This is a genomic window from Streptomyces sp. NBC_01216, assembly GCF_035994945.1.
Classification (GTDB): domain Bacteria; phylum Actinomycetota; class Actinomycetes; order Streptomycetales; family Streptomycetaceae; genus Streptomyces.
On record NZ_CP108677.1, the window covers coordinates 2551437 to 2567290 of the forward strand.

Annotated in this window: 11 protein-coding genes and 2 CRISPR repeat arrays; of the genes, 2 read left to right on the forward strand and 9 right to left on the reverse strand. The window is 71.4% G+C overall.

Annotation, left to right across the window (positions count from 1 at the left end; translation table 11 throughout):
• The first annotated feature begins 67 nt into the window (after positions 1-67).
• The gene (locus tag OG393_RS10765) at positions 68-1573 is read left to right on the forward strand and encodes an amino acid deaminase (protein ID WP_327374437.1); all 1506 of its coding nucleotides are present in this window, start codon (positions 68-70) and stop codon (positions 1571-1573) included.
• A gap of 16 nt (positions 1574-1589) precedes the next feature.
• Entirely contained in the window at positions 1590-3209 is a 1620-nt protein-coding gene (locus OG393_RS10770) for an N-acyl-D-amino-acid deacylase family protein (protein ID WP_327374438.1), read from the forward strand.
• A gap of 94 nt (positions 3210-3303) precedes the next feature.
• Positions 3304-3942: direct repeats of the CRISPR family, unit length 29 nt; unit sequence GGGACCATCCCCGCGTGCGCGGGGAGCAG.
• Positions 3943-4035: 93 nt separating this feature from the next.
• On the opposite strand, the gene cas2e is transcribed toward OG393_RS10770, so the two are convergent.
• The 9 genes from cas2e to mptB all read right to left on the reverse strand — a co-directional run bounded on the left by cas2e (position 4036) and on the right by mptB (position 15766).
• Entirely contained in the window at positions 4036-4392 is a 357-nt protein-coding gene (gene cas2e / locus OG393_RS10775; protein WP_327374439.1) for a type I-E CRISPR-associated endoribonuclease Cas2e, read from the reverse strand.
• Entirely contained in the window at positions 4389-5351 is a 963-nt protein-coding gene (gene cas1e / locus OG393_RS10780) for a type I-E CRISPR-associated endonuclease Cas1e (protein WP_327374440.1), read from the reverse strand. The genes cas2e and cas1e overlap by 4 nt, the downstream gene beginning before the upstream one ends.
• 4 nt (positions 5352-5355) lie before the next feature.
• Positions 5356-6144, reverse strand: coding sequence for a type I-E CRISPR-associated protein Cas6/Cse3/CasE (cas6e, locus tag OG393_RS10785; RefSeq protein WP_327374441.1), 789 nt, complete (start codon positions 6142-6144; stop codon positions 5356-5358).
• Positions 6144-6866, reverse strand: a complete 723-nt coding sequence (gene cas5e, locus OG393_RS10790; RefSeq protein ID WP_327374442.1) for a type I-E CRISPR-associated protein Cas5/CasD — start codon at positions 6864-6866, stop codon at positions 6144-6146. Before cas5e ends, cas6e begins: the two co-directional genes overlap by 1 nt.
• Complete coding sequence (gene cas7e, locus OG393_RS10795) at positions 6863-8056, reverse strand: type I-E CRISPR-associated protein Cas7/Cse4/CasC (protein ID WP_327374443.1); 1194 nt, start codon at positions 8054-8056, stop codon at positions 6863-6865. The genes cas5e and cas7e overlap by 4 nt, the downstream gene beginning before the upstream one ends.
• Complete coding sequence (casB, locus tag OG393_RS10800) at positions 8053-8751, reverse strand: type I-E CRISPR-associated protein Cse2/CasB (protein ID WP_327374444.1); 699 nt, start codon at positions 8749-8751, stop codon at positions 8053-8055. The genes cas7e and casB overlap by 4 nt, the downstream gene beginning before the upstream one ends.
• A complete protein-coding gene (gene casA / locus OG393_RS10805; protein ID WP_327374445.1) occupies positions 8748-10442 on the reverse strand; it encodes a type I-E CRISPR-associated protein Cse1/CasA in 1695 nt (564 codons plus the stop codon). The genes casB and casA overlap by 4 nt, the downstream gene beginning before the upstream one ends.
• Positions 10435-13374, reverse strand: a complete 2940-nt coding sequence (gene cas3 / locus OG393_RS10810; protein WP_442817290.1) for a CRISPR-associated helicase Cas3' — start codon at positions 13372-13374, stop codon at positions 10435-10437. The genes casA and cas3 overlap by 8 nt, the downstream gene beginning before the upstream one ends.
• A gap of 242 nt (positions 13375-13616) precedes the next feature.
• Positions 13617-14133: a CRISPR direct-repeat array (repeat unit 29 nt; unit sequence CTGCTCCCCGCACACGCGGGGATGGTCCC).
• Between the two features lie 52 nt (positions 14134-14185).
• On the reverse strand, positions 14186-15766 hold the full coding sequence (gene mptB, locus OG393_RS10815) for a polyprenol phosphomannose-dependent alpha 1,6 mannosyltransferase MptB (RefSeq protein WP_327374446.1): 1581 nt from the start codon (positions 15764-15766) through the stop codon (positions 14186-14188).
• Positions 15767-15854: the final 88 nt, after the last annotated feature.

The window sequence follows — 15854 nt, forward strand, 5'->3', positions numbered from 1 at the left end:
GTCCATTGACCCGCCACTGGCCCGGATGTTAGACAGCACCAAGCGATATACGCAACGATCGTTGCGCATGACGCAACAGCTACCTGTCATCGACGGAGGAGGCCCCGTGCCCGCCGAGCAGACGGCCGACCAGACCGCCCACCAGGCCGCCGGACCGGCCGGGGCCGGAGGCGAAGCCAGGGACGAGAGCCGGGACGAGAGCCGCGGCGCGGGCGTGGGCCCGGCAGCCGCGCCGGAGCCGCCGGCGCAGGGCCGGCCGGCCGGCGATCCGGCCGTCACGCGGGCCGTCGCGCGGGCCGTCCGTGCCGCGAAGTCGCTGTCGGAGGAGCGGGTCGACCACCGCTTCAAGTCGCTGCCCCCCGATGCCGAGGGCCTGACGGTCGGCGCCCTGGCCGCCCAGCGCCGCAACCTCTTCACCGGCGGTTTCACCACCCCCGTCCTCGCACTGTCCGCCGAGTCCCTGGAGCACAACCTGAGACTCCTGGAGACCTACGCCGAGCGCCACGGCCTCGCGTTCGCGCCGCACGGCAAGACCTCGATGGCTCCCGAGCTCTTCGCCCGGCAGCTGGAGCACGGCGCCTGGGGCATCACCGCCGCCGTCCCGCACCAGGCGCATGTCTACCGCGCGTACGGCATCTCCCGGATCTTCCTCGCCAACGAACTGGTGGACGCCGTCGCCCTGCGCCGGCTCGCGGCCGACCTCGACGCCGACCCCGACTTCCGCTTCCTCTGCTACGTCGACTCCGTGCGAGGCGTCGAACTGATGGACGCGGCCCTCACCGAGGCCGGCGCCCGCCGCCCCGTCGACGTGGTCGTCGAGCTCGGAGCCGGCGAAGGCGCCCGGACCGGAGCCCGGACCGAGGACGACTGCGCCGCCGTCGCCGACGCGGTGGCCGCCACCCGCACCCTGCGCCTGGCGGGTGTCGCCGGCTACGAGGGAGAGGTCCCGCGCGCCGACGCCGCACGGGTGCGGGAGTGGCTGGACCGCCTCGTCGCCCTCGCCGTGGCCTTCGACGAGACCGGCCGCTTCGCCCCGGAGCTCGAGGAGATCGTGGTCAGCGCGGGCGGCAGCGCGTGGTTCGACACCGTGGCCGACGCCTTCGCCGGCATCCCCGCGCTCTCCCGGCCCGTACTGAAGCTGCTGCGCTCGGGCGCGTACGTCTCGCACGACGACGGCCACTACCGCCGCCTCACCCCTTTCAACCGGATCCCCGGGGACGGCGCGCTGGAACCCGCCTTCCGGCTCTGGTCGCAGGTCGTCTCCCGCCCCGCCCCGGATCAGGCATTCACCAACGCGGGCAAGCGCGACGCCGCCTACGACCTCGGCCTGCCCGAGGCCCAGGTGGTCCGCTCGGCGCGCGACGGCTCCGTGCGCCCGGCCGACGGCATCACCGTCACCGGACTGTCCGACCAGCACAGCTGGCTCAGGACGGAACCGGAGGCCGAACTGGAGGTCGGCGACTGGGTCGGCATGGGCCTGTCCCATCCGTGCACGTCCTTCGACAAGTGGCAGCTGATCCCACTGGTCGAGGCCGACGGCACCGTCGTCGACTACCTCCGCACCTTCTTCTAGGCCCGGGGAGCCCCAGATGGACCTCGTCTTCCGCGACGCGCGGGTCGTCGACGGCGGCGGCGGCCCGTCCTTCCGTGCCGACGTGGCCGTCGACGGCGGCCGGATCGTCGCCGTCGTCGAGGAGGGCACGGGCACCCGGCGCCCGACCGCACGGCGCGTCGTGGACGCCGGGGGCCTCGCCCTGTCCCCCGGCTTCATCGACATGCACGCCCACAGCGACCTCGCGCTGCTCCGCGATCCGGACCACAGCGCCAAGGCCGCGCAGGGCGTGACCCTGGAAGTCCTCGGCCAGGACGGCCTGTCCTACGCGCCGGTCGACGACCGCACGCTCGCCGAGGTCCGCCGGACGGTCGCGGGCTGGAACGGCGACGGCGACGACATCGACTTCGACTGGCGCACGGTCGGCGAGTACCTGGACCGGCTCGACCGCTCGCACGGCGGACGGGGCATCGCCGTGAACGCGGCCTACCTCGTCCCGCAGGGAACGGTCCGGATGCACGTCGTCGGCTGGGAGAACCGCCCGGCCACCGCCGCCGAACTCGACCGGATGCGCCGGCTCGTCGCGCGGGGCATGGAACAGGGCGCGGTCGGCATGTCCTCCGGTCTCACCTACACCCCGGGCATGTACGCGGCCGACGCCGAGCTGACCGAACTGTGCCGGGTGGTGGCCCGGTACGGCGGCTACTACTGCCCGCACCACCGTTCGTACGGCGCCGGGGCGCTCCGGGCGTACGAGGAGATGCTCGCCCTGACCAGCGCCGCCGGCTGCGCCCTCCACCTGGCCCACGCCACGATGAACTTCGGCGTGAACGAGGGGCGGGCGCCCGAGCTGCTGGCCCTCCTCGACGCGGCCCTCGACGCGGGCGCGGACATCAGCCTGGACTCGTACCCGTACACCGCCGGCTGCACGACGCTCGCCGCGCTGCTGCCCGGCTGGGCGCACGAGGGTGGCCCGGAGGCGGTCCTGGCCCGGCTGCGGGACGACGAGACGGCGGAGCTCATCCGCCGTCACCTGGAGGAGACCGGCTCGGACGGCTGCCACGGCGTGCCCGTGGACTGGGACACGATCGAGGTCTCGGGCGTGGGCGATCCCGCCTTCGCCGACCGTGTGGGCAGGACGGTCCGGCAGTCCGCGGACCCGCGGGGCGAGACCCCGTGGGCGACGGCGCGACGGCTGCTGCTCGGCGACCGGCTCGGGACGACGATCCTCCAGCACGTCGGTCACGAGGAGAACGTGCGGACGATCATGCGCCACCGGGTGCACACGGGCGGTTCCGACGGCATCCTCCACGGCGTCAAACCGCATCCGCGGGCGTACGGCACCTTCCCGAGGTTCCTCGGCCGGTACGTGCGTGAGCTGGGCGTCCTGTCGCTGGAGGAGTGCGTGGCCCGGCTGACCTCCCGTCCGGCGGCCCGGCTACGACTGCCGGACCGCGGTCTCGTGCGCGAGGGCCACCGGGCGGACCTGGTGCTCTTCGACCCCTCGACGGTCGCCGAGGGGTCGACGTACGCGGCCCCGCGCACCCTCCCGGTAGGCATCCCGCACGTACTGATCGACGGCAGGTTCGTCATCGAGGACGGCCGGCGGACGGACGTACTGACCGGCCGCACGGTACGGCGCACGCCCACCTCCTGACCCGCCCCGGCCACCGGAACCGGGGCGGGGCGGGGCGGACAGGGGCGGGCGGACAGGGGCGGGCGGGTCCGGTGTACCCGCCGACCGGACCGCGGGACCATCCCCCGCGTGCGCGGGGAGCAGTCCCGGAGCGCCTGGTCCAGGACCCGCTGTTGGGGACCATCCCCGCGTGCGCGGGGAGCAGATCGCCTTCTGCACCGCGGGCAACCACTTCCGGGGACCATCCCCGCGTGCGCGGGGAGCAGTCATTGCGTTCCCCGTTGTGTCGTTGGGTCTCGGGACCATCCCCGCGTGCGCGGGGAGCAGCCCTTCGCTGTGCGCGGGGGTTAGTGGCGGCGGGGACCATCCCCGCGTGCGCGGGGAGCAGGGCACGTGAGGGATGCTCACCCCGGGGACCCGGGGACCATCCCCGCGTGCGCGGGGAGCAGGTCACCCTCGCCAGAGGGTGACCCCGGGGCCTGGGACCATCCCCGCGTGCGCGGGGAGCAGAGGGCGCCCCAGACCCTGCCTGCGCCGAGCGAGGGACCATCCCCGCGTGCGCGGGGAGCAGGACCGGAGGACCGGCGGCGCCCGTCGCGCCCCCGGACCATCCCCGCGTGCGCGGGGAGCAGAAAACGTTCCGGGCGACCGGCAGAGCAATATGAGGACCATCCCCGCGTGCGCGGGGAGCAGCTTCCGACGATCCGGCGGTTTTCGAAAGCATCGGGACCATCCCCGCGTGCGCGGGGAGCAGACTGCGCGACCTGCGGGTTTACCGAGGCCGGACGCGGTTCTGGAGCACTTTCATTGAATTAGACATATGACACCAAACATCCCATAAGGCGTCCTACGTGCGCCCGAAGCGGCGGCGCTTCGACGCCTTGCTCCAGCCGCGTGGTGGAGCAGCCGCACCGGCAGGCTCGTCGGGTTTGGGGTTCGGTCGGCGGATCAGGGTGACGCCCTCGTGGTCGACGGGGTGCCAGTTGTGGTCGTGAGTGCGGAAGGTGAAGCCTTGTTCGTTGTTCGTCGTGTGGGCGAGTAGCGCGCGGCCCTGGTCGGCGTACTGCTGGACCTCGTTCCACAACACCTCGCGGATACGTGCTGACGGGTTGCCGATGAATACACCGGCGGATATCTCGAGGAGCCAGCGGGTGAGGAATCCGCGGAGGCCGGCTGGACAGTTGGTGAGGACGATGACGGTCACCAGGTCGTCTCCTCGTCCGGGCCGCCGTAGTTGCGTCCGGCGGCGACGTCGTGGCCTCCGTCGCTCTGGAGTGTGACGACGTCCTGCTCGGCTCCCGGTGCGGTGGCGGATGCGGGATCGGCCAGGAGGAGGCGTTTGACGTCGTCGACGCAACGGTCGAGGAGCGACGTCTCGTTGATACGGTCGCGCAGTGCGCGTCGGGTGCGAGGGCCGACATCCTGATCGTCGTCCGCGGCGACGTCGAAGGCCAGCGGGATGCCGATCTCGGTCTTGTAGAGGTCGGCGATGTCGAGGACGAAGGACAGTTCGTGGCCGGAGTGGACGAAGCCGAGTGCCGGGCTGCAGCCAAGTGATGCGACGACCGCGTGTGCGACGCCGTACATGCACTGGGCGGCGGCCGTGACCGCCTGGTTGACCGCGTCACCGCTGGTGAAGTCGCCGGGGGTGTAGTTCCGGCCACGCCAGGTGATGCCGGTGCGTGCGGCCTGGGCCTTGTAGCAGTCCTTGACGCGCCGCCCTTCGCGGCCGAGGAGTTCGTGGCGGCTGAGGCCGGCCGGGTCCTCGTCGGGGAAGCGCAGCCTGTACATGGCGCGGGCGACGGCGAGGCGTCTGCGGGGGTTGGCCCACTGGTGGGCTTGTGCCTCCATGAGGGCTGCGGAGCGGCTCAGGGCGCGACCGCCGGCGTAGTAGCGCACGCCGTGCTCTCCTACCCAGCACACGGCGGCGCCGGTCTCCCCCAGCACGCTCATCGCCTGGTGGGTGATACGGGTGCCGGGGCCGAGCAGGAGGGTGCCGATGGTCGCCGAGGGGATATGGGTGGTGCCTGCGGCGTCCTCGGCGGTGATGGCGTTGGCGTCCCGGTGCACTGTGCACCGCTCCAGGTAGACGAAGGAGAGCCGTTCGCCGGTGCGGGTCAGGTGCCGTGGGGTGAGCGCGCTGCGGCGGGAGATCGTGGTCATCGTCCTACCCGGCCGTGCCGAGGGGGGCCAGGGTGATCAAGCCGCAGCCGTACGCCTTGGCCTTGCCGATCCCTTGCGTGAGGGTGCGGCGCAGGAGTCGGGGGTCGGTGACTTCCAGCCTGCCGTCGAAAGTGGCGATGACGAGGGTGACGGGCGGCTTGCGGCCGATCGGGGCGCCTGCGGTACGGGACTTGTCGAAGGCGAGCGTGCGCTTGTCGTGGACGGCCAGTTCGTACCGGTCGCCGTGGTGGGGTTGCCTGGTGTGGGTGGTACCGCTGGGCAAAAGTCGCTGGGCGTCGGGCTTCTCGAGGACGCGGAAGCCACACGCTTCCTGTCTCTCGAGAAGCCAGCCCATCTGGTGCAGCGGTGTGAGGTGCGCGGTGCGCTTGGTCGGTTCGCCGTCCTTGCGGCGGGCGTGGTGGACCGGGTTGGCGGTGAGACGGAACGCCCACCGGTGACCGGTGGCCAGCCGGTCGAGAAACGGGCTGTAGGGCCTGCTCTGCCATCCGGGTGTCGCGGGGTCGGCGGATGCGGCTGCGGCTGCGGGCCAGCCTGCCTGCTCGACAAGGTGGGTCAGGTCAGGCTGTTGAGGGCTGACCACGTACAGCATGACCTCGGCTCGTGCCGTCTGGTCCAGTCGCCACAGCACGCGCGGCGCGTCGGGGGTGGGGGTGTCGGTGGGCAGCAGTGCGGGGAAGGACGACATGACGGCGGCGTGCATGGCCTGCGGCGAGGAGAGGAGACGGCGGGCCCCGGGGCGCGCGGTGTTCACGCGGAAGCGGGTGAGGAACATCAGGCGCTCTCTTCGTCCAGGGCGTCGAAGGGGTCGTGCCGGGGCAGCTGCCGGGCAGGGGGGCGGGGGATGCGTACCGGGTCGCTGACCCGGGTGCGCAGGGCGTGGCGGCGGTGTTCGGCGGCGAAGCTGAGTGGCTGGTCGCGTTGGACGTCGGCTGTGTGCTGTTCGACTTCGTCGGCCTCGCGCAGCACGGTCAGTTCGATGTGGTCGCGGCCGGGGTACTGCCTGCGGTACCAGGCGGATGCCTGCCACGGCACCTGGCGCAGTATGTCCATGAGGGCGCCTTCGTCGTGGAGTGAGAGCTCGATGGGCAGGGAGGGCGGGCAGGAGCGGCGGCCCAGGAACGGCGTGTACACGGGGGTGCCGAGTGCGGTGTGCAGGGTGGTGAGGAGCGTTCGGTCGCCTTCGAGAGCGGCGACGAAGACGGCGTCGGCGAGGTAGAAGCGTTCGGACAGGGGCATGGACTTGCCGCTGATGCCGTGGTGCGCGGTGTGGAAGTCCCGCAGCCGGGTGCCAGGCTGGTCGATCCGTACGCCGAACTTCAGCGCGGCCAGAGGCGCGAGCCTGTCGTCGTCGCCCCGCTCGATGCCGGCCGCGGCGGCGAGCATGCCGATGACGCCGCTTTTGGTCGGCGCGGACTCGGTGGTACGGCGGGTGAACCGGGCGGATGCCCCCCAGGACTGCAGGGGGCCGGCGAGCCGGAGGGTGAGCACGCTCATGCCGGCTTCTCCAGGCGTTGGGCGACGGCCTGACCGACTGCGGCGACGAGCTCGCCGATGCTCTGCGACTCCGTACCTACCCCGGCGAGCTTCTGTGTGTTCGGGCCGACGCGAAGCACCCAGGTGAGAGTGGAGTCCTCGTCACCGTACGCCCGCTCGATGTCGGGAATGTACTCGGCCAGTCGCTCGGACGCCTCGCGGACGTGGCCGCCCGTCTCTCCACGGACCGGGGCCTCGAACGCGGCGACGAAGCTGACGGGCCGGGTGGTCCGCAGCTTGACGATCACGGCGTCGGGCAGTGTGTGGTGCCCAAAAGTGTTGATCTTCCCCGTGGGAAGTGAGGCGACGAAGCCGTGGACGAATGCCTCGACAGCCCGGCGGACGGGATCGGTACGCGGCTCGTCCTCCCGCAGGCCCTGGCCGAGGGTGGCGGCAAGCTGGTGCACGTTCACCGCGGCGTAGCGGTAGAGGGTTGCGGAGTTGAAATCGACGGTGCCGATCATTCCTGCACCGGTTTCGGCGTCGGTGATCTCGTCGTCGACGGCGGTGAAGTAGTCCGACTCGTTCTCGACCCGGTTCACGCTGATGGCGTGGGCGACCTGGACGGCGGCGTCGACGTTGATATCCGGGGCGTCGGCGACCATCCGGCCGAAGAGCGCGATGTCGACGGAGTGCCGGCTGTCGGCGAGCTCCCTGGCTCTGTCCTTGTTCTTCTTCTCCTTCAGGAAGGCTGTGATGTCGGCCATCCCGTCGACGGCGAGCCGGGCCAGGGCGTCGAGCTGGCGGGCGCTGAGGAACACGAGGTACTTCGCCTCGGGTGCCGGGGCCGGTTCGCCCTCCTTGGCGGCGTCGGCCTTGCGCTTGGGAACCTCGGTCTTCAGTCCGGCGGCGTTCACGGTCGCGTCCGCGATCCGCAACGCGGTCTCCCCGGCGAGGGAGGGGTCGAGGGCGGTGACCCGATCGGCGACCGCCTCCACGATCTTCTTGGTCCGCACCCCCAGTTCGCTGGTGTCCAGCAGCTGCTCGCGCTTGAAGTACGTGCGGGTGGCCCGCTTCCACGCCTGGCTGGAGACACGGGCGCGGGGCACTCCCCCGTAGACCGCCGTCTTCGGTGCGCCGGTGTCGTCGCGGTTGAGGTTGCTGGGCGGGACGGTCTGCAGGGCGTGCACGTCGAGGAAGATGCGGTTCACGAGGCGTCCTTGTCGGTGTCCGTGGAACGGGTGGCGTCGGTGTCTGCGGCCACGCCTGCGCCGGGAGACTCGCTTCCTTGGCGCTTGTCGTGCCAGGCGTGGAAGGAACGGCCCCACTCCCTGCGGACGGTGTCCGCTCCGCCGGGTCGCTGCCAGACGTGGAGCTGCCCGGCCAGCAGGGCGTAGTCGAGCTCGAAACCTTCGCGGCGCAGCAGAACGACGATGTCCCGGAGCCGCTGGGAGAGGGTCGTGAGGTCGGGGGCGGTGCCGGCACGGACCAGGCGTTTACGCAGAGAGTCGTCGATCTCGCCGGGCTTCATCATCCGGCGTACGGCGGCCCCCAGGCCCCGGCGCCGGCCTGGACTGTCGGCCTGGTGCATGCCGGTGGAGCGGGACTGCTGATGCAGGGCATAGAGGGTGAGCGCCACGTGCAGGGCGTCCTCGGCACGGATGAGTTCCTTCTCGCTCATCGGCCGAGCACCGTCCGGGGTGTGGTGCAGAGGACTGGTGTCGACGAGGGTCCACAGGTCGGGCAGTTGTCCGGCGTCCCGCCCGGCGCCGCGCCGGAGCCGGGCCAGGGCCGAGACGGCGGGGGGCCGGTCGGCGAGGTAGCCGCGCTGCAGGGTCTCGATGTGGTCGGAGGCGAGCCGGGCGACCCGTTGGCGCTCGGTGACAGGTGCGGTGACGGTGCTCATGCGGGTGCCTTCGTGGTGGTATCGGAGGCCGGCACCGCGTCCTTGCCCGGAGGCGTGCCGGTGGAGTCGGGACGACCCAGGACCCGGTGCAGAGACGCGCGGAACCACTTGCCGGCGAGGGCGGAGTTGAGCCACTCGGTGCCGTGCTTGAGCTGCGCGGTCCGACCTTGCCAGGCCGCGTCCCCGGCCGCGGCCGTCAGCCGGTCGCCGAGCCGGCCGACGACCTCGTACACCTGCTGCTGCCATGCGGTGCGCTGCGCGTACGGGTCTTCGGTGTCCGCGAGATGGGCGAGCCATGTGCGGTAGGAGGTCTCAAGAAGCCCGTACGCGAGATCGCGAGCGGTGGAGCGGGGCCCCTCGCTCTCGGTGCCGGCCGCGCGGGCCAGGTTCGTGGCCAGGTCGCCCACGGCGTTGACCGCGAAGTCGGCGTCGGCGACGGCTGCGACCGCCTGCTCGGCGTAGCGCCGGTCCTGCCGGTGGAGCAGGACGACAGCCATCGAGACGTGGTCGTCGACGATCTCGTCGATCACGGACTGCTGCGTGCCGTAGCTCGCACCGACGACACGGGCCCGGACGAGGAAGCCGCGGTTCAGCTGCCCTTCGGTCACCAGGCGGGCCACCCACTCCAGGATCACCGGCCGCAGGTAGGCAGCCGCTTCCGGGCCCTGAGCCCTGCCGACCTCGCCTGCGACCAGTGAAGCGATCCCGCGCCACGCGGAGCGCTCGGGAGCATGCTCGCGCGGCAGATAGACCGGACTTCTCTTGAGCTTCCTCTCCTGGGGCTTGCTGCGACGCCAGGCGGTCATCGGCTCCCGGCGCTGGCGGTCGCGCGCGGCGAGCGGGTCGCCGTAGCCGAGAACGACACCATGGACTCCGGTCTCATCGAAGTGGAGGCGCAGGCGCCGCGTCTGCCAGGTGTACAGGTCGCGTACGCCGGTCGGGGCGCGCTCGGCACCGGAGGGGCCACACGGCTCCTTGCGCCAGGTGGGGGCGTCCTGGTCGTCGATCTCCAGGTTGGAGGTGTCGGCGGCAACCAGGTTCAGCAGCAGGGTCTCGCGCAGGGTGGAACCTTCGACGAAGACGCCGCCGAGATTCCCGGCCCAGCCGACGCCGAGCGGATAGACCTTGCCGCCCTTGGCTCGTTCGTCGCCCTCCACACCGGTCTTGATGCCGGAGGTGTCATAGGCGTGCGTGTGGACGGTCCAGCGTGCCGCCTCGGCGAACGTGAGCCGTTCCACGGTGGGCATGCGGGCGGTGAAGAACGGCTCACCGTTGGGAACGTCGGCCACGATCCGGTTGAGGGAGAACACCTCGCCCTTCGCCGTGCGCAGCCCGGCGGACTGAAAGAACGGGACGTCACGGTCAAGCAGGTCGAACCGCCCGCGATGCTTGTCGAGATACGGCCCGACCGGAGCGAAACAATCCTCATCGGCCCACAGTTCCGACCACGCGTCGATGTCCTGCGGACCGTCCAGGGCATCGTGAGCGACAGCGAGGAGCAGACGCACCAGAGCGAACTCCTGGGTCGGCAGGTCACCGACCAGCCGACGAAGGCCGTGCGCCTGCTCGAACACCTCACGCAGTGACAACTCGTCCTGTGTGCCGTCGCGTCTGAGCACGGGGATCCACGGCCGGGTGGTGAGATCGAAGGACAGCGTGCTGTCGGCGCTGCTCTGGTCGGATTCAGGCACGGGTCACCTCGATGCCATCGCTCTTGCTGTAGCGGAGAGTGAAGCCCGCCAGCCGGGTCTGGCCGTTCTCGTCGAGCGGCAGGATCAACTGGCCGGCCAGCCAGTGACTGTTCTTCGCCTGCCAAGCAGGCACGTACATTTCCTCGAGCTCTGTGAGAGCCCGGTCCATGACCTCTCGGTGGCTGAACTGAATCGGTAGCCGCAGCCCGCAACTCGCCGCGGTGCGCGCCGCCAGGCCGGCCGGCACCTGGTCGGTCGGCAGTCCCAGCCCCGCCAGCGCGCGGCCCCTGCGGTCTGGGAGCAGCCACGGCACGGTAGCCAGGGTGCCATCAGCCCGTTGCTGCACGACGACGACCTCGAGGCTCTCGCGGCTGTCACGGACCTGGGCTCTGCCGGCAGGGGTGTCGTCCGCATCGCCGACGCCTGCCGCAAGCCAGCCGAACAGCGGCCTGCCGGGCCTGAAGACCGCGTCGAGCCTGAAGGTCGCGGCCCGCTCGGCGAGGTCCGCGCGGTGTTCCTCGTGCCGTGCGCGAGCGGCTTCGAGCGCCGTGGCCCACGCAGCGGGGCCGTCGGGACCGTCGGCATACGCCCGCTGCACCAGCGGACTGATGTCAGTCGGCAGCCGCACCGGCGGCACCTCGACGCCACGACCGACGTCGAGGTGTCCTCGTAGGGCGGCTGCCGAACGCAGCAACGCGTACGTCCCGTACACGGCAACCGAACCGCGCACCGGTCCGGGAACGTCCTCGCTCCAGTCGACGCCGGTGACCAGGCAGCGCGCGGCGCGGAGATGCTCGGGCCGTTCGACCTGCTTCGCACCACCGCGCAGGTGGCGGTGGAGACGCCCCATACGCTGCAGCATGAGGTCGACCGGGGCGAGGTCGGTGACCAGCAGGTCGAAGTCGACGTCGAGGGACTGTTCGGCGACCTGGCTGGCGACAACGACGTGTGCTCCCTGCGGCCGCCCTTCGGCTTTGCCTGGTGGCCCGAAGCGCCGGAGCAGGTCGGCGTCCTTCGCCGCCCGGTCGATGTCGATGAAACAGGAATGGGCGACGGTCACGTTCGCGTCGCCGAACGTCCGCCGCAGCACGGCGGCCGTTTCGAGGACACGGCGAACGGTGTTACGCACGACGAGGCCGCAGCCGCCTCCTGCGAGTTCGTTCTCAAGCCGGTCGGCCAGGACGCCAAGGTCGTCCTCGATGCGTTCCAGTTCGACGTCGAGGGTGCGGCCGGATGCTGCCGGGCTCCGCATCACAGGCACACCTCCGGGGATCACAGCCGTCAGGAGCGGGTAGTCGTCGGCCTCGGCGACAGCATCAAAACCAGCCACAGCCTCACCGCTCGCCTTGCCCGCATACGCCTCTGCCAGCTCCCGCCGCCGACCTGCGGGCAGCGTCGCGGACAGCACCACCACGGGTACCCGGTAGGCGCCGAGCCACGACAGCACCCGGTCGAGGTAGACACTCATGTACGTGTCGTAGGCATGAGCCTCGTCGATGATGACGACTTTCCCGGCAATGGCCAGGTGACGTAGGGCCAGGTGACGACTCTTGAGCCCGGCGAAGAGCAACTGGTCGATGGTGCCCGCCACGAACGACGACAGCATCGCCTTCTTCCGTCCACGCAGCCACGCGTGGGCGACGAGTTCGGCCGGGGCGGCACGCGTGCTGCACGACGGCCGTGGCAGGTCGGCCTGCGGAGCGTCGATGTCGACGGCGATCACACGGCCGCTGCTGCGCATGAGGTCGGCGAAGTCCTCGTTGAGGGCAGCCTTCGAATGGGCAAGAAGAACGGAATGGCGAGTCCCACGCTCAGCGGGGAGCCGCTCCAGCCAGTCCAGCAGACGGGGGAACATCGCGTTGCCGGTGGCCATCGTCGGCAGCGCGAAGAACACACCGCCCCCACCGGCGCGAGCGGCGAGGATCTCGGCGGCGGCCAGCGCCGCCTCCGTCTTTCCCTCCCCCATCGGCGCCTCGATCACCATCAGCCCCGGTTCGTCCATCGTCCGTGCCAGATCGAAGGCCGCCTCCTGGACCGGGCGGACCTTCGCCCCGGGCGGCAGCTCGAAACGGGACATGAACAGCTCCTGCGCATCCCCGGCCGGCGCCTCTGGACGCCAGGGTCCGGGCAGGTCCAACCCGCGCCAAGCCGCAGCGATGCGCTCCTCCCCCGTGCGGGGCACATCCTGCGGGAAGTACGGGAACAGGTCCGGGTTGCTGGCGATCCAGTCGGAGACGATCACCAGGGCGGTGAGCAACACCTGCACGGGCTGGGGCAGTTTCACGTTCTGCCAGGCACCGAGTCGCTCCCGTACACCGAACTCCTCAGCACACGCCTCGAGCAGCTCCTCCTGCACGCGCTGCCACGCCCGTCGACTCGTACCGGGCGCCCTCAACAGATGAGGATGACTGTCGACCGCGTTGATCTGGCCGTGCTCCGGCGGCACTCCGTGGTGTCCGCCCACCACCACGGCGAACTGACCGGTCTGCTTTGCCGTCCAGCCGTGCCGCTCCTCCAACCACTCCGCCAGCAAACACTGTCCGGCCAGCCCATGCGGCGCGAGTCGCCGGTCCGGCCCCATCGCCGACTGAGACCGCATCTCCAGACCGTGATCCCTCATGACCTGCGCCAACGAGTCGACCTGACAGGCGAAGGCCGGCGTCGCCTTGCCGATGTCATGCACACCGGCAAGCCACACTGCTAACCGCCGAGCGTCCGCTTCCCCTTCAGGCAAGGCATCTGCAACCAGCCTCCGTACGCTTGCAGGCAACCATTCGTCCCACAGTCGCCTTGCCACGGCAGCACTGTCCTCCATATGTCGCCACAGCGGCAACCACCCGTCGGAGTCCCGGTCATGCTTGGCCCACACGGTCAGCACCGGTCCGTCGAGCCTGGCTCGCAGCCCCGTTCGGACGCCCCCGTCGCCTGTCATGTCAGATGAATACAGGCTCGGGACGGCTCATGAGAGCCGCACAGAAAAAACAGGGACGATCCCTTGCCGATCGCGCGACAACCGCCGCACGCGGTCGGCGCAGCACATATGGTGGATTGTTTAGACCGGTAGCGGCGCGTCCACCCAGAAGGGGGAAATCGCAATAGATGCACCCTTTGACGGTTTCCGCGAAAGTGTGTGAAAACACGGCCTCGCAGTGATAAACCAGCAGGTCACGCAGTCTGCTCCCCGCACACGCGGGGATGGTCCCGGCGGGAACATCGACTGGAAAATCACATGGACCTGCTCCCCGCACACGCGGGGATGGTCCCACCGCCCTTACGGTTCATCACGACGTGGACTCCTGCTCCCCGCACACGCGGGGATGGTCCCTCAGCCTGGAGCTGGAGGACCGACGGCACCCGCTGCTCCCCGCACACGCGGGGATGGTCCCCTCAAGGAGAAGGTGGACATCAAGTACCGGGACTGCTCCCCGCACACGCGGGGATGGTCCCGACATCACTGTCTCCCGCCGCGACGGGTCCGACTGCTCCCCGCACACGCGGGGATGGTCCCGCGGCCTGCTGCACGGGCCGGTAGGCGTCGTGCTGCTCCCCGCACACGCGGGGATGGTCCCCCGGCCTGGTACAGCGATGTCGACGCCACACCCTGCTCCCCGCACACGCGGGGATGGTCCCGCGAGGTTGCGGATGTAGGAGCCGACGCGGGTCTGCTCCCCGCACACGCGGGGATGCCTCCATCGGTCCGCCTGCAGCGCACAGCCGGTCTTCGTGATTGCGGCTGAGCGGGTCTACGCGCCCGCCCCGGTCGCCGCGGGGCCGTCGGGTACGGCCCCGCCCGGCATGACGGATTCACCCGGCGCGGACCCGTCCGCCGTCACCGGGGGTGGCGGCCAGGGTTCCCGCCGCATCCACATCAGACCCAGGGCGAGTGCCGCCCCGGCGAGGACGAAGCCGTGGGCGGGGGTGTGTCCCGAGGGCTGGGTCTCGAAGGTGAGTGCCCCCGCGAGCACGGCGAGGAAGCGGCCGAGGCCGGTGTGCCAGGCGACCGGGGCGAGGACCACGACGCCCCACAGCAGGTACCAGGGCTGCACCATGGGCGAGAGGGCGACCAGGGCCAGCAGGGCGAGCCCGAGGCCGAGGACCGGGTCGGTCCGCCCCCGCAGGACCCGGACGGCCAGGGCCGCGATGACGGCCAGGGCGAGGAGCAGTCCCAGGTTCCGCACGACGCCCTGCACCGGTTCCGGATCGTCCGCGAGGAGCAGCCCGAGGCCGAGGCCGAGGTCGCTGGTGACCGACAGGGCGGTGTGGATGGTCCCGGCGACGCTCTGGGTGCGCAGCCAGCCGAAGCCGGTTCCCGCGGCGAGCGTCGCCCCGGCGGCCACCGCGGCGGCGACCAGGCCCGGCAGGAGGAGGCCCTTGACCAGGGCGCGGGCGCCGCCGCCCCGGGCCATCGCGACACCGATGAAGAGCAGGGCCACCGCCGCCGGCGACTTGATCATCATGGCGAGTCCGACCAGGACGCTGCCCGGCACCCAGCGACCGCGGGTCGCGAGGACGACGCCGCCGAGCATCAGGCCGATCATGAGGCCGTCGTTGTGCAGGCCGCCGACGACATGGATCAGGAGCAGCGGATTGAGCACGGCCAGCCACAGCGCGCCGGCGGTCCGGTCCTCGCCGGCGCGCCGGGCACGGGTTTCCGGACGGTCGGGGGCCCCGGCGCCGGTGTGGGGGCAGGGGGCGTCCTCGGCGCCGGTACCGGCGCGCCCCGCACCGCGCGCCGCGGCCGTCACGGCCCAGGCGATCAGCGCGACCGTGCCGAGCGCGACGAGCCGCAGGGTCAGGACGGCCGGCACGATCTCCCCGCCCGTCAGCGCCACCACGCCCCGGGCGAGGACGAGGAAGGCCGGGCCGTAGGGGGCGGGGGTGTCGGTCCAGTGGCCGCCGACGCTCGCCGCCGCGTCCGCGCCGAGGTCTCCGGGGCCGAGGACGGACGGACCGCCTCCGTAGACGTCGTGACCTTCGAGGACCATCGCGCCCTGGGCGAGGTAGCTGTACACGTCGGCGCTGTACAGCGGCGGGGCGAGCAGCAGGGGCGCGGCCCAGGCGGCCAGCGTCCCGAGGGCCCACCGGGTGCCGGGCGCGGCACCGCGGGCGAGCAGTCGTCCGTACTGCCACCAGGCGCCCAGCAGGAGGGTGAGCCCGAGGAGGGCCAGGACGGTGCCCGCCGTGGTGGGCGCGGCTCCCCGCGGCTCCCACAGGCCCCATCCTCCGCGCACGGGCAGTGTCCCGGCCGTCCAGCCGCCGACGGCGACCGCGAGCGACCCGACGGTGCCGAGCCATCGGGTTCCGGACGCGCTGAAGACCCACATGACGGGCCAACCTATCCTGGCGCCGCCGGCCGGGCCGTAGAGCCTGTCGGGTGGCCTTCGACCGGGCGGTCGAAGGCCGCCCGACAGG